This window comes from Hydrocarboniphaga effusa AP103, assembly GCF_000271305.1.
Taxonomy (GTDB): domain Bacteria; phylum Pseudomonadota; class Gammaproteobacteria; order Nevskiales; family Nevskiaceae; genus Hydrocarboniphaga; species Hydrocarboniphaga effusa.
This window is the reverse complement of the sequence record NZ_AKGD01000001.1, coordinates 773396-787931: the sequence shown is the minus strand read 5'-3', so window position 1 is coordinate 787931 and position 14536 is coordinate 773396. Positions and strand designations below refer to the sequence as shown.

Genomic DNA, 14536 nt, shown 5'->3' with positions numbered 1-14536 from the left:
ATCGGCATCGATAATTTGCGCGGGCCTTCAAGAAGACCTCCCGAACAGATATCGGGAGGTAATGTGCAAGAAGGACCAGATCGTCCCTCCGAGGAAACCCGCAATCTTCATCCGTCGAGCGCAGCGATGCGCTTGCTGCTCAAGGGTCTTTTGCCATCACGTCGCGCTTGTCTCTCCATGACCCCTCGGATGGGAGCTTGCTGATCCGCGATCGAGCGCATGTCGGCCGACTGTAGGAGTCGAATCGCCGATGCATCTACTACCCAAGGAGAGTAGGTGGAACTGACGTCTCGCATTTTCATTCGATGAAGAAATGCCTGGAATTGCCTGAAAAAGCCGATCACGGCGTCAGATTCATTGCTGCGCTGCAGCGAAAATCCTACCCACATCGGGTAGTAGTGCGGGTTCGAAAGTTTTGCGTAGATTGCAACAGCGCTGGAGGAGCCGGCGCAGAAATATAAAAAGCCGATGAGCGAGCCGATGAACGGATTCGCAATCACAAATGAGAGATCGCGACTGCAAGAAGACGCCTGAGGTACGAGGCCCTTCGGCTTCGCGTGGAGACTCTTAGCCTCATGTGTGCACACATGCCTTCACGTGTGCGTGCCAAGCGAACAGCAGAGGTTCCAATGAAGATGAGCGTATTGAGATTGGCTGCCGTGGCTTTGGCTGCGATGAGTGCGTCTGCGCACGCAGTCTCCGTCGGCGAGCCTGCTCCGCAGCTCGAGGCACAAGATCAGTCGGGTGCATGGCAGCGACTCGACAGCTTCAAGGGCAAGGTCGTCTACATCGATTTCTGGGCTTCGTGGTGTGCGCCGTGCCGTCGCTCGATGCCGGCGCTGGATCGCCTCAGAACGCAATGGTCGAACGACCTGATCGTCGTCGGCGTGAATGTCGATTCCGAAAAGCCCGACGCGTTGGCTTTTCTCAAGAAGACACCGGTGAAGTTTCCCATCGTCTTCGATCCGGAAGGCAGCTGGGCGAGTCGTTTCGACGCGCCGGGAATGCCCACCGGGTACTTGATCGATCGTGACGGAATCGTCCGCCACGTCAACGTCGGATATCAGCCGTCCGAATTATCCGAACTCGAGGATCTCATCAAAAAAGCCGTGGAGGGGAGGTCATGAGATACACACGTTCTGCAAGTCTTGGCGCCATAGCGTTGGCGCTCGTCGCATCGTCGATGCTGGCCGGCTGTTCCATTCAAGAGGTGAAGCCGTGGCAGCGCGGAACCCTGGCGCAGGCCGAGATGGGCTGGGATCCCGATCCCATGCTCGCAAGCTATCGGCGCCATGTGGAGTTCAGCAAGGAAGCGGCCACCGGTGGAGCAACGTTAGGGGGAGGGGGCTGTGGCTGCAGCAACTAACAAATCTCTGGCGCTCATCGCGCTGACCCAGGCCGCGATGGCGCTTCCGTCGGTCGCTGCGGCGGAAGGCGTCGAAGTCGGCTATCTCTTCAGTGAGTATCGCGAGCAGGACATTTCGGGATCGCGAACGGCGACGGGCCGCGACGAGTCGCGTTACGACATCCAGTCGCATCTGTTCAGGATCGTCGCGCCGCTGGACGCGAGCTCGGTCAATCTCGATCTGACTTACGAGACGATGAGCGGTGCCTCGCCCTGGTACGTCACGCCCGGAACGGATGGCAAGCCGGTCCAGGTGATGAGTGGCGCGAGCATCCGCGAGGAACGCGTCGACATTCAGGGCAAGTGGTCCAAGCCCGTCAAGGACGTGCTGATCGGTCTCACCGCGGGATACTCGACCGAGGACGACTACGAGGCCGTCAACGGCGGCATCGAGTTCGAGATCGAGAACGAGTCGAAGACGCTCACGTGGAGCGGCGGGGTTGGATATTCCGACGACAAGCTCGATCCGACAGAAGGCGGAAGCACGCGCTTTCCGACGCGCATCACCGAAGCGGATCGCCAGTCATGGACGCTGTACGGTGGTGCCGCACTGGTCATCGATGCGAATACGGTGGTGCAGGGCAGCTTGAGCTACTCCGACGCGGACGGCTATCTGAGCGATCCGTACAAGCTCGCCTGGATCCAGAGCTTCTCGAACGTCGTCAACGACAGCCGACCGGATGGCCGGCGGTCCGTCGCCGTCGGCGCGCGCCTGCGGCACAAGGTCGAAGCCGCGAACGCGGCGCTGCACGTCGACTATCGCTTCCATGACGACGATTGGGAGATGCAGTCGCACACCCTCGAAGCGGCCTGGTATCAGCGGCTCGGCGATTCGTGGACGGTGACGCCGACGATTCGCTGGTACTCGCAGAGCCAGGCGTTCTTCTACGAGCCGTACTACGCCGCTCCGCGCGCCGATGGCTTCGCATCGAGCGACTATCGCTTGTCTCCGTTCGGAGCGCTGAGCGGGCGAATCGATGTCTCGAAAGCCATCGGTGCCTGGAACATCGCAGCGGGCGTCGAGTACTACGAGGCGAACAAGCGCTTCGCGCTGAAGAGCGTCGACACGGCGAACCCGGGTCTGGTCGAGTACACGAGCCTGCAGCTCAGAGTGAGGCGGGTTTTCTAGGCTCGTCATGGAACCGTACGGCTACACGTTCCGTGCGCTGGGTGGCCCGTGCACGCTGAGGATCTACGGACGTAGCGAGTCGGCCTGCGCGGCGGCGGCCGATGCGGTACAGGCCGAAGTGCTTCGCATCGAACGCAAGTACTCGCGCTACCGGGACGATAGCGTCGTAAGCCGTATCAACGGCCTCGCGGGATCGGATGTCGGCATCGAGGTCGACGATGAAACCGCGGGGCTGCTCGATTACGCCGATGCGGCCTACGCGCAGAGCGATGGTCTGTTCGACATCACCTCGGGTGTGCTGCGCAGGGCCTGGGATTTCCGCTCGGGGCGTGTTCCGGAGCAGTCGCAGATCCAGGAGTTGCTGCAGCTCGTCGGCTGGCATCGCGTGAAGTGGGACAGGCCTCGAATCAAGCTGCCGCTGCCGGAAATGCAGCTCGACTTCGGCGGGTTCGGCAAGGAATACGCGGCGGATCGCGCAGCTGCGATTCTGCGTCGACACGATATCGAGCATGGTCTGGTCGATCTGTCGGGTGATCTGGTGCTGGTCGGGCCGCATCCCGACGGCTCACCCTGGCGTGTCGGAATCCAGCATCCGCGCGATACGGCGCGGGCGATGGCCGTGGTCGATCTCGAAGCCGGCGCGGTGGCGGGAAGCGGCGACTACGAACGCTATTTCGAGCAGGACGGCAAGCGCTATTGCCACATCCTGAATCCGATGACGGGATGGCCGGTCGGCGAGCTGTCCGCCGTCAGCGTGATCGCGAGTCAATGTCTGGTTGCGGGAACGGCGACGACGATCGCGATGCTCAAGGAAAAGGACGGAAAAGCCTGGCTCGGCAATCTGGGTCTGCCCTGGATCGCGGCGCATCGAGACGGCACGGTCACCGGCAGCATCGATCATCGAAGCGCGGCTCGAATGGACTATCGACCGGGTGAGAGTTCCGACGCATGGCGCGCTGCGATCAAGCAGACGATGAGTTCGAGATGAGGCCGATGTACGCGCAATCTTTCCGGGTCGTATCGCTCTGGCGATACCTGCAAGCCGCACTCGTGGCGATCGGCCTGTGGTGGCTGGCGCCGGCTTTGGCCGCCGATGCCGGCGCGTTCCTGAAGCCGGAGCAGGCATTCAAGTACTCGCTGCGGATCGATGGCCAAACCGTCGTCGCGAGCTGGGATATCGAGCCGGGCTACTACCTGTATCGCAAGCGCCTGAGCTTCAGCTCGCCGGACAATTCGATCGAGCTTGGAAAGCAGCAGTGGCCTGCGGGCGAGCAGCACGAGGACGAGTTCTTCGGCCGGCAGGAGGTGTATCGGGGACATGTCGCCTTCGCCTTGCCGTTTCGTGCCACCGGTGATCGCAGTGGCGGCATTCCGATCGAGATCAAGTTGCAGGGCTGCGCGGACAAGGGGCTGTGCTTTCCGCCGCTGACCTGGCGAAGCACCGCCGGAGTTTCCGACGCAGCGTTGCCCGCGTCCGCCAACGGCAATGGCAATGGCAATGGCAATGGCGTCGTCGAATCGACGTCCGAAGAAATCGCCGATCGCGAATCAACGGTCGTGGTATCCGAGCAGGGCCGGCTGGCCGAGCTCATTCGCAATGGAAGCCTGTCGGCCGTGCTCGCGACGTTCTTCGGACTCGGGGCGCTGTTGTCCTTGACGCCTTGCGTGCTGCCGATGATTCCGATCCTGGCGGGCATCATCGTCGGCGCCAAGGGAGCCAGCTCGCCGCGTCGGGGGCTGGCGCTGGCGATGACCTATGTGCAAGGCATGGCACTCACCTATGCGATCGCGGGTGCGATATCGGTGATGGCGATCGGGCAAGCCCCGCAGGCATTTTTCCAGAACCCCTGGATCGTCTCCGCGTTCGCGGTTCTGTTCGTGCTGCTGGCGCTGGCGATGTTCGGCTTCTTTACGCTGCAATTGCCGAGCAGCTTGCAGACCCGGCTGACGCTCGCCAGCAACCGCCAGCGCGGCGGAACCTATGTCGGCACCTTCATCATGGGCGGGCTCTCCGCGCTCGTCGTCACTGCCTGCGTGGCTCCGGCCGTGGTCGCCGCGCTGGCGGTCATCGGACAGTCCGGAGAAGTGCTGCGCGGTGCCGCTGCCTTGTACGCCAGTGGACTCGGCATGGGCTTGCCGCTGTTGGTCGTCGGCGGATCGGCAGGATCGCTGCTGCCCAAAGCGGGCGCGTGGATGGAGGCGGTGAAATCGGTTTTCGGAATCCTGTTTCTGGCGCTCGCGCTCTACACCGTGCAGGGTTTGCTTCCGGCGCCGATCAAGATGATCGCCTGGTCCGTGCTGGCGATCGGCTCGGGCCTGTGGGGGCTTTCGCTGCGCTCCAGGGACCAGCACTTCGCTCCAGCTCCCATTCGTGCGCTGGCGCTGATGTCGCTGTTGTACGGGGCGATGCTGCTTGTCGGTGTCGGAGCGGGATCGTCGGATCCCTTGCTTCCACTCGCCCGCTTCGCGGGCGAACCCGATGCGCGTGCCGAACGCTCCGGCGAGCCGATGTTTCGCAGCGTGAAGAACGAAGCGGACCTGGACCGCGAGATCGCGGCGGCCGCGGCAGCCGGGCGCTCCGTGATGCTCGACATCTATGCGGACTGGTGCGTGTCCTGCAAGGAGATGGAGCGCTACACGTTCTCCAATCCTGCAGTCGTCGGTGCATTGCGACCGTTCGTCTTGTTGAAGGCCGACGTCACCTCGAACGACAGCGAAGACAGCCGCCTGCTCAAGCGCTTCAGCGTGTATGGGGCTCCCGCCACCATCTTCTTCGATCGCGACGGTCGGGAGCTCGAATCCTTCCGCATCGCCGGTTTCGTCGACGCGGAAAATTTCACGAGGCACGTCGGTGCCGTGCACGGGAAACGCTTGCCTTGAGAGAGGAAACCGGCGCGCTAGCTACTCAAGCTGGGTAGGAGCCAGCGGCGTTCGGATTCGTTACAACTGCGAGTGCTTCGATGCGCAACCACCAGCCGGCAAGTGAGTTCGCGCGGCGCTTCGAACATCGGCATCAATGAATCACTGAGGAGAGAGTCAACATGAACATTGGTATACCCAGGTTACTGCCGTGGCTGGGGCTTTCCCTGCTTACGGCTTGCTCAGGCAATTACGACGGGGGCACTGCGAACAACGGCGGCGGGCCGACGGAGCCCACCGAGTTCGCGAATGTCGACGAGTTCTACAAAGCTCGAGTCGAACCCACGATGTCGTACTGCGTGAGCTGCCACGTCAGTGGCGGTGTCGCCGATACGCCCGAGGGAGAGCGCATGCACCTCAGCACGGACAGAAGCCAGGACATGGCGCTGCTGCGGGCTTCTTGGGAAGCGATGGACAGGAACAATCCGGTCTCGAGAATCCTGCTGATGTCCTCAGGCCAGGCCGATCCGCATAGCGGCGGCTCTCCGTGGCCGCAGAGCAGCAATGCGTACCGCGACATGCGCGTGGTGCTCAGCTGCTTCGAGAATCCGGATCAGTGCATGCAGCGCATCGCCGAAGCCGGTGGTGGTGTAACGCCCGCGCCGCAGCCCTTGCTCGGCAGCAACCACGGCAGCTCGTTCAGTGAGCGCTACTGCGAAGGCCCCAATGGCGACGCTCCGCGTCCCGATGCCACGGTGCTGCCGACCGATCCGCGCAAGCTGATCAAGGCCGGCTACAACAGCGGCAAGGCGGTTTTCTTCAATGCCTATTGGGAAGACTGCCGCGCTGATTTGCCGGTCGAGGCTCAAGAGGCCAAGACCTGCGGCGAGTATCGCGCCAAGCGCGATGCGGGCTGGCATTTGATGAGCGAAGGCTTTGCAAGTTACGGACCGGTGAGAACGGCAGCCCAATGGCGCGAGCAGTGGAGGGACTGGGGCCTGACCGCCGAGCCCGCGAACTTCGATGAGGTTCTCCGTCTCAGGACCGGCCGTGCGCGCGCGACGTATCACAATCCTTATCCGCTGCCTGGTGAAGATCCCAATGCGCCGGGCGTCAACGGTGGATCGGGCGAGCTGCCGTTCGGCTTCCGTCAGCGCAAGGACGCGGCTGGCAACTGGACCGGCATGATCGGCACGACCAACTGCGCCAGCTGCCACGTGGGAGAGGTCGGAACCGACGCGGATGGCGAGGGCCTGGGCACGATGTACGGCGTCGGAAACTCCATCGGGTACAGCAACACGCTGCAGCGTGGACAGAGCGATGCGGTCACCGGCTTCGAAATTCTTCAGTTCGTTTCTTACGACTGGGATTCGATCGACTCGGTAGCCGGCTTCCTCGACTTCTCGAAGTACCCGGCGAACCACATGCCGTCGCTGCAGGACACGCCGAGCTGGTGGAATACGGGCTCCAGGGCGCGCAAGTTCTTCGATGGTGGCGTCGCGATGGATTCGGTTCGCATCGATCTCGCCGCAGCCTCGTCAAACTCTTCGCCGCTCGGCAGAGAGCGGCGCGCCTACATCGATCGTCATGGAGCAGCGACGCAGACGTGGGTAGAGTCGCTGAAGTCGCCTGCCTATCCGCAGGAGATCGATACGGCCTTGGCCGAGCAGGGCGCGATCCTGTTCCACGCCAAGAACCTCTGGCTCGAGCAGGGCAATGCGAGCAGGCCGCGTCCGCCTGGCGGCAACGGCTCCTGTGCGTCCTGCCACGGCGCGTATTCGCCGCAGTTCGTGAACGACCCCGAGTTCCTCGTGAGCCCGGACCTGGCCGGTATCGCCGCCAGCATCTCGCCGAAGTCGGTCATCGGAACGGACACCAACCGTGCGGACCAGCTTGCAGGGGTCTTCGCGGATGTCTGGGAGACCAGCTGGTGGTCGTATCCGGAAACGTCGCCGGCTTACATCGACCCCAACACCAAGACGCCCGAGCAGGAGCGCGCGGATGACACGCTGGCGGCGAGTCGCCCCATGGGTGTTTGCGGCTGGAGACCCGGAACCATCGGCTATCTGGCGCCGCCGCTGCATGGTGTGTGGGCTTCGGCACCTTACTTCCACAACGGCACCGTGCCGACCGTGGAAGCCGTGCTCGACTCCAGCAAGCGCCCGGACTACTGGCGCCGCAAGGTCAAGGCGGAAGGCGGAATCTCCGGATTCGACACCAGCCTGGATGCCTACGACTTCGAGCACATGGGTTGGAAGCACGACGTGCTCGCCTGCATACAGGATTCTCCCGACAACTTCACGGCTTGCGTTCCGTATCGTGAAGAGCCGACCATCGCGGAGACCGCCAGCAGAACGCCTCCGCTGCGCGGGCCGTCGACTCCCGATACGCGCATGATCGTCAACACCAAGCGGCATGCGAACGGAAACGGTGGTCATGAGTTCAGCGACGTGCTGACCGAGCAGGAGCGTCGGGCCATCATCGAGTATCTGAAGACGCTCTAAACGAGCGCGCAGCAATGACGGCTGGAGCCGGATAGAGATCCGGCTCCAGCCGTTTTTTTTGAGCTGCTGTTTGTGAGGGTGTTGCGAGCGGGCGTCTGGGCCGCCTGAGTCAGTGCCTGAATCGGCGCCCGAATCAGGTCCGCGCCATCGGCCGACGACGAAGATCGGAGCTTTGCCCCGAAGCCTGTGCTTCTCGCCGCTTACTTGATGTGGGAGACCAGAGAAAAAGCTTCTGTGCGGCTCTGCACGCCCAGCTTTCCGAAGATGTTCTTCAAGTGGAATTTCACGGTGTTTTCGGTGATGTTGGTCGCCACCGCGATTTCCTTGTTGGACATTCTCTGGCGCAGGCAATCGATGATTTCGCGCTCGCGGGAGCTGAACGCGCCCAGATCGATGGCGGATGCCGGAACCGAGTCCTGCATCTGGCCCGAAAACCCCTGAATCCGATTCAAGGCCTCCGATGCGAAAGTTCGGATCGGCGATTCGCCCGTCAGCTGTGTCGCGGACAGAAAGCCTTCGAGGAGATGACGGATCGGCTTTCCCTCGTCTATCAAAAAGCGGATGTAGCCACCGTCATGACAGAGCTTCAGGGCGGCAGCGAATTGCCGCGCTGCGGGCTTGTGCATGCCTCGCGCGTCCAGAAGTATCGCCTTGACGATCCCGAGCTGCGCGTTGACGAATGCCGATTCGGAATGCTTCTCGGCGATTCGAGCGATATCGGAGATCGCTTCATCGTATTGCTTCTGCCGGATCAACTGCCGTATCGGTGCGAGATGCGATTCAGTGGCCAGCTCACCGAACGGCATCCAGTTCTCGGATCGACCCGCCTGGGGAAGCACGGCGTTCGGCAGGGTATCCCGGGCGTGAGGCGAAGCGCTTGCGGATAGACGTTCACGCCGAATGAGCCAAAGGGCTCGCGACCATCGGCTCAACAAGCAAAGCGCCTCGGCTTCGCACAGCAGCGAGTTGGCGTCCGCGTGCTGTCCCAGCACACGATAGGCGCGCGCAGCCGAAACGACGCCGACAGTGAAGAAGTCGGGGATCGCGGACTTGAGAATCATCTCTCGATACTCACCGAGAACTTCCACCGCCGCGGCGCAATCGTCTGCGACATAAAGCGCCCAGACGTAGCACGCCGCGAGCGGGGCGATGGCGAACGGGGCATCGAGTGCGCGCCGCTGCGCCGTGAGGGAGCTGCGCAGCACGTCGAGCGACTCCTGAATGCGTCCCTGCAGCAGGAGGGCGACGCCCCTGACGCTGTCCGTATACCCGACCGTGAAAAAGGCCTTGGCGGTGCTGTTGAAAGCCTGGGCGGTGGCGAGCCTGACTTCCGATTGCCGGAAGTCACCGATGACCAGGAGGCGGAAGGAATCCAGATTCGCGGCGGCGGCGAGCTCGAAGGCGGTGAACCGGTCCGGTGTGGCCCCGAGCTCCGAGACCTTGTCGACAAGAGCAAAGGCCTTGGCCATGTCTCCGTAGCAGATCGTGGCCACCGCTACCGCCGGCAGGTCGATCAGGTTCGCATTGTCCGGATACCAGTCGGACGGATTCTCCGACCCCATGAGCGCGAACACCTTGGCGTGCTGCCTCAAGAATATGAGCGCCCAGATCATTCTGCGCTTGAGGATGGGGCGGCACGCGACCTCGTGGATCGGGATGCAGTCGAACCACCGTTCCGCGATGGTCATTTCGCCGTCGGTGACGAGCTGCTCGGACCATTTTTCGAGTATCTGGGCGGACAGGGCATGGTCCGCGGAGGTGACGGCGTGGTGCATCGCGTCGTCGTACATGCCGTTCTCGTAGAACCACTCCGCGGCCTGCCTGTGCAGGGCTCGGAACTTGGCCTGATGCAGATTCAGCAGCAGCTCCCGAAGGTGCGTCGCGAGCAGGGTGTGATAGCGAAACCAGGTGTGGTTGTCGTCCAGCGGGCTGACGAAGAGCCCGAACTTCTCGAGCCTGAGCAACTGCTGGTGAGAATCCGAACGCCCGGTCAGGACGTTGCAGACCTGTGCCCCGAGCCGATTCAAAATGCACGTGCGCTCGAGAAAATTTTGCGTGTCGGGCGAGAGGCCTTCGAGGACGCATTCGGTGAGATAGTCCGCGAGTTCGCGCGGCCGATAACGGTCGATGCGCTGGAGGGCGTCGGAGGGCTGCTTCTTCGAGAGTCCGAGCCGAAACAGCTGGATCGCCGCGGGCCATCCTTCGGTGCATCGATGAACCGTTTCGATGTCGCCCGACTCCATCGGCAGCGTGCCGCTCGCGGCGAAGAATTCGTGCACCTCGTCGAGGGAGAAGCACAGATCCGTCGACTGGAGCAGCAGGATCTTGCTCGCGACCCTGAGCCGCGGCATTCCGATATCGGGAAGCGCCCGAGTGGCGATGTAGACGCGCACATGCAGCGGCAGCTTCGAGAGCAGATCCTTCCAGAACGACAGGATCGCCCGGTTGGACAGTACTTCGAACTCGTCGAGGAACAAGGCGGTGGGGCTGGCGTCGGCCTCGAGCTGGTCGATGAACCAGTCGCTCGGTTTTTTATGGCTTGCGGCCGCGGCGCCGGATTCGGCCGGCCGTTCCAGCAAGGGGCCATCGCTCTTGAAGATCTGCCCCAGTAGCCGTTGCAGGTGACTCGAGTGTCGGCTCGCATCGTTGTCCGACTCGTCGAGGTTCAACCAGCCGCAGCGCACGCCACGTCCCGCGCTCTCGTTGCGCACCTGCTGGAGCACCGTCGATTTTCCGTGGCCCGCCGGAGCCTGCAGGATCACGATCGGTGGCGAAGTCTCGGCGAAGATCCGCTCGAGGATGCTCTCGCGAAGAATGCGTTGACTGTTCGTCGTCACGAACGAGCTGTATCGACGAAAAAGGCCATCAGACAGCGCTGTGGCCGGGCGGGTAGTTTTATTCATTGCCCGTATCGATGGAGTTCTCCTGATTGAACGATACCCCAGTTGAAGTGCTCCGTGTCGCTACCCGAAGCGGGTAGGAAATGCTTCGAAAGCCCTGATTCTTTTCGATATGCAGTCCGTGGGTGTGCGGCCTACGAAGACTTGCGCAAGCTTTCGATCGAGCGTCGAGTCGAAACACGCATTCAAACCTGTCGAATCAGTCACCTCGAGAGCGCCCGATGTCGAGTCGCAGCGCTACCCAGTACCGCTACCCATTTGGTGTAGTTGAAGAATCGAGGGTAGGGGCCGATATTCCATCACGACGAGATCAGTCATCGCGCTTCGTGCAAGCCAAGGAAGTCACGGGTATCTGTCGACGTGCAGAAATACGCATCGACGTTCGGGACCCGCCATCACACCGCAGCCGTCAGCAACACGACGTTTGATCGTCAGCGTTGCGGCGCGTTGTTTCGGGAGCGTGGTGTTCGCGAGTCGCAAGAGAATTTCGAAGATTGAAGTTGTGGCGTTACGCCTGTTGTGCGACGGGCGACTAAAAAACGATGGAGGGGAAATGGACGTGCAGAAAAAATACACCGGCATGCGTGCCCGGCCGCTTTTCGCTGGATTCGGTTTGATGACGCTGTTGTCCGCTTTGCCTGCCTATGCGCAGGAGAGCGCAGAGGAGACACCGGTCGAGGCGCCAAGCGAGCAGGAAGCCAGCCCCGATCCGATGCCGGCGCCGATGACGGTCGAGAGCGGTGGCTTCTTCAGTGGCGTGGGCTTTTCGTTCAGCGGCTTCTCGCGCATCGAAACCGCGATTCGCATGACCGGTGAAGAGAATCCGTACAACCAGCGCGGCAATCTGTTCAACCAGCGGGCCGTCGATCGCTGCGGCGGCTTTCCGCCGTTCGACGCGTGCGCCGTTCCGGATACCGCAACCCGTACGGGCCGGCCCGCCAACAATACGTTCAACCTGCAGCAGTTCCGCACGCATCTCGATTTCCAGCTGTCGCTCAACGACAACTGGTCGGCGCGTGCGCTGGTCCGCGGCATCTACGAACTCGGCGAATACGACAACTTCGATCCGGATGCGGTCGGCAGCAGCGCGTCCGGACATCTGTACGGAAAGCCCAACTATTTCGAGTACGACAACTTCAACCGCGGCGGTTGCCAGAACCGGCTCGAAGTCTGCGGTCGTCGCTACATGGCGGACCTGCCGTTCCTGACCCTGGATTATCAGAACGGACCGCTGCTGATTCGTTTCGGCAACCAGCAGATCGCGTGGGGACAGGCCTTGTTCTTCCGCGTGCTCGACGTGCCGAACGGCCTCGACCTGCGCCGTCACCTGTTCCTCGACTACACCCCCGAGGAATACGCCGACGAGCGCATCTCGTCGCCGGCCATCCGCACCTCGTACCAGATCAACAACGAATGGGAGATCGATGCCTTCGCGCAGATGTTCCAGCCGACCGTCTACGCCAATCCGAACACGCCGTACAACCTCATCGCGTCGCAGTTCACGATCCACGATCGCTTCCGGGATGTGGACGACAAGCTCAACTACGGCGTGAGGCTGAAGGGCAAGGCCAGCGATATCGGCCTGCAGTTCGCGTATTCGTATCGCTACAACCCGGACGGTGTGCTGCGCTGGACCGAATCGGGCGTGGATCGTGGATTGCCCGGCCCGCGCGCCAACGTGGTGCCGCCGCTGACCGCAACGGTCGCGCAGGTGCTGGGTGTTCCGCTCGATCAGGACGGCGGCATTTCGGCTGCGGGCCCGATCTTCGCCCAGACGCCTTACGAGATCGATCCCACCGGCGTCGTCTCGGCGACCGAATGGTTCACGTACGCGGGCATGGTTCGCTTGTCGGCGCTCGAAGCGCTCAATGCTTCGATCGAAGAGTTTCCGGCCACGGCGGCACTGCTCGCCATGCCGGTCGGCTCGGACGAAGCGGCGATGCGCGAACTCGATCTGTTCTTCCAGCTCTCGGGCGGATTGCGCGGCCATCTGGCACGCGAGTACAAGCGCGAGAACAACTTCGGCTTCGGTGCGAGCTACACGATCGACAGCGAGCCGGGCTCGCTGCTCGATCAGCTCATCATCAACGTCGAGGCCCTGTACACGCCGGATCGCGTGTTCACCGCCACCAATCTGTCGCGCAACTACGACGAGCGCTCCGAGTGGATCACTGCCCTGGTGCTCGAAAAGTATCAGCGCTTCTCCGCGAGCTTCCCGGCCACCTACATGGTGTTCCAGTGGGAGCATCGGACCCAGAGCGATCTCTACGGGCGCCTGCTCGACGGCATGAACGGCGACTCGCGCAATTCCGCGGGCGGAATCAGCGGTGGCTGGGACGGCCTCGTGTTCGCGTTCCAGCAGCCGTTTCCGAACCTGGTCTATCGCATCGACGCGTCGGTGCTCTACGACACGCGCGGCGGCCTGATGACGCAGCTGGGCCTGCGCTGGAAGCCGAGCGGTCCGTTTTCGGCCGAGGTGTACTACACCTATCTGAATGGCGACCTCGGAGGGAACGACAACGACAACATCATCTCGACGATCGATTTCGCCGACGAGATCGGCGTGCGTCTCGGGTACCAGTTCTGATGAGGAGTTGATGTAGAGCTTCAACAACATCGCTCTTGGCAAGTTGGCTTCTGCCGGCACAGCTCCTCCAGCTTGCCGGCCTTTTTTTGCCTTCGCTCCGGCCTAGCTGCCTCACACGATCGCGCGCGCCCGCGCAGTGCGCCGCGACTAGGCCGGAAGATTGGCCGAGACCCTGCGAATCATGTCGCAGAAGTACTCGGCCGCCGGCGTCAGCGGCAGGGCGCTGCGGCGCACGATGTTGATCGCCGGCGCCGGCAGCACCTCCTTGACCGGAATCGTCTCGAGTTCGTCGCTCCACAGTCGCGAATGGACCCATTGGACGGGCAGCAGCACGAGCAGGTCGGTCTTGCCGATGAGCACCAGCGTGGTCAGCGCCGAGTGCAGCTGCATGACCGAGCGCGGCGCCTTGAGCCCGTAGTGGGCGAACAGCGGCGCGAGCTCGTCGTCGGCTTTCGGCGTCACCGTGGTGGTCGCCCATTCCGCGTCGACGAGCTCGCGCAGGGACTTCGCCTTGCCGAGCGGATGTCCTTTGCGCCCGACCACGACGCGGGTGTTGTCGAACAGCTTCTCGACCCGGAAGTCGGGGCCCACATCCTCCGGAACCGGGCCGATGTAGCAATCGAGGGTTCCGTTGCGCAGTACGCCTTCGACGCGCGGAAACAGCGCATCGATGACGTTCAGACGCACGCCCGGATAGCGATCGCGAAACGGCTCGAGCGCATCGGGCAGCAGCGAGATCTGCGCCACGGTGGATAGCGCGACGGTGACGTGCCCGTGGGTCTCTCCGCGCAGTTGCGCGAGCTCTTCCTGCGCGCGCAGCAATTCGGTCTGTGCCGACTTGGCCCGCGCGTAGAACACCTTGCCCATCGGCGTCAGCTGCGTGCCCTTGGCGCTGCGCTCGAACAGCACGACGCCGAGCCTGCGTTCGAGCTCGCGGATGTTGCGGCTCACCGTGGGTTGCGCGCCGCCTTGATGCCGCGCCGCGGCGTGGACGCTGCCGCGTTCGACGACGGCCAGGAAATCCCGAAGGGCCGAGATCTTCACGAGGGTCAGGTTATCCATTTTTGCTATCAGGGAGCATTTACTGACATCTTATTTTATCCCCTCGCGGTTCATAACATGCCACCTCGGCAAGCCGCGACCGACCGACGA

Annotated in this window: 10 protein-coding genes; 7 read left to right on the top strand and 3 right to left on the bottom strand. The window is 62.6% G+C overall.

The features are described from left to right. Positions 1-107: 107 nt before the first annotated feature. A complete protein-coding gene (locus WQQ_RS03475) occupies positions 108-500 on the bottom strand; it encodes a hypothetical protein (protein WP_007183669.1) in 393 nt (130 codons plus the stop codon). A 129-nt stretch (positions 501-629) separates the two neighbouring features. Between WQQ_RS03475 and WQQ_RS03470 the strand changes: the two genes are divergently transcribed. The 6 genes from WQQ_RS03470 (at position 630) to WQQ_RS03445 (ending at position 7897) form a co-directional block, all read left to right on the top strand. Beyond that, complete coding sequence (locus WQQ_RS03470) at positions 630-1127, top strand: TlpA family protein disulfide reductase (RefSeq protein ID WP_040453516.1); 498 nt, start codon at positions 630-632, stop codon at positions 1125-1127. Then, positions 1124-1366, top strand: coding sequence for a DUF4266 domain-containing protein (locus tag WQQ_RS03465; protein WP_050997557.1), 243 nt, complete (start codon positions 1124-1126; stop codon positions 1364-1366). The genes WQQ_RS03470 and WQQ_RS03465 overlap by 4 nt, the downstream gene beginning before the upstream one ends. After that, a complete protein-coding gene (locus WQQ_RS03460; RefSeq protein WP_007183666.1) occupies positions 1350-2534 on the top strand; it encodes a DUF3570 domain-containing protein in 1185 nt (394 codons plus the stop codon). The genes WQQ_RS03465 and WQQ_RS03460 overlap by 17 nt, the downstream gene beginning before the upstream one ends. Before the next feature lie 7 nt (positions 2535-2541). After that, a complete protein-coding gene (locus WQQ_RS03455) occupies positions 2542-3522 on the top strand; it encodes an FAD:protein FMN transferase (RefSeq protein ID WP_007183665.1) in 981 nt (326 codons plus the stop codon). Between the two features lie 5 nt (positions 3523-3527). Further along, positions 3528-5414, top strand: coding sequence for a protein-disulfide reductase DsbD (gene dsbD, locus WQQ_RS03450; protein WP_007183664.1), 1887 nt, complete (start codon positions 3528-3530; stop codon positions 5412-5414). A 161-nt stretch (positions 5415-5575) separates the two neighbouring features. Further along, entirely contained in the window at positions 5576-7897 is a 2322-nt protein-coding gene (locus tag WQQ_RS03445; RefSeq protein ID WP_007183663.1) for a c-type cytochrome, read from the top strand. 200 nt (positions 7898-8097) lie between these two features. On the opposite strand, the gene WQQ_RS03440 is transcribed toward WQQ_RS03445, so the two are convergent. Then, positions 8098-10800: a winged helix-turn-helix domain-containing protein gene (locus WQQ_RS03440; protein WP_007183662.1), complete on the bottom strand. Its 2703-nt coding sequence runs from the start codon at positions 10798-10800 to the stop codon at positions 8098-8100. A gap of 550 nt (positions 10801-11350) precedes the next feature. Here WQQ_RS03440 and WQQ_RS03435 point away from each other — a divergent pair. Continuing rightward, entirely contained in the window at positions 11351-13384 is a 2034-nt protein-coding gene (locus WQQ_RS03435; RefSeq protein ID WP_007183661.1) for a DUF1302 family protein, read from the top strand. 147 nt (positions 13385-13531) lie between these two features. Here the strand turns inward: WQQ_RS03435 and WQQ_RS03430 are convergent, their stop codons facing one another. Beyond that, positions 13532-14446, bottom strand: a complete 915-nt coding sequence (locus tag WQQ_RS03430; protein WP_007183660.1) for a LysR family transcriptional regulator — start codon at positions 14444-14446, stop codon at positions 13532-13534. Positions 14447-14536 lie beyond the last annotated feature (90 nt).

Bases quoted from the DNA above. Each gene is read 5' to 3' on its own strand.
- WQQ_RS03470 (WP_040453516.1), top strand. From the start codon at position 630: ATGAAGATGAGCGTATTGAGATTGGCTGCCGTGGCTTTGGCTGCGATG.
- WQQ_RS03465 (WP_050997557.1), top strand. From the start codon at position 1,124: ATGAGATACACACGTTCTGCAAGTCTTGGCGCCATAGCGTTGGCGCTC.
- WQQ_RS03455 (WP_007183665.1), top strand. From the start codon at position 2,542: ATGGAACCGTACGGCTACACGTTCCGTGCGCTGGGTGGCCCGTGCACG.
- dsbD (WP_007183664.1), top strand. From the start codon at position 3,528: ATGTACGCGCAATCTTTCCGGGTCGTATCGCTCTGGCGATACCTGCAA.
- WQQ_RS03445 (WP_007183663.1), top strand. From the start codon at position 5,576: ATGAACATTGGTATACCCAGGTTACTGCCGTGGCTGGGGCTTTCCCTG.
- WQQ_RS03440 (WP_007183662.1), bottom strand. From the start codon at position 10,800: ATGAATAAAACTACCCGCCCGGCCACAGCGCTGTCTGATGGCCTTTTT.
- WQQ_RS03435 (WP_007183661.1), top strand. From the start codon at position 11,351: ATGGACGTGCAGAAAAAATACACCGGCATGCGTGCCCGGCCGCTTTTC.
- WQQ_RS03430 (WP_007183660.1), bottom strand. From the start codon at position 14,446: ATGGATAACCTGACCCTCGTGAAGATCTCGGCCCTTCGGGATTTCCTG.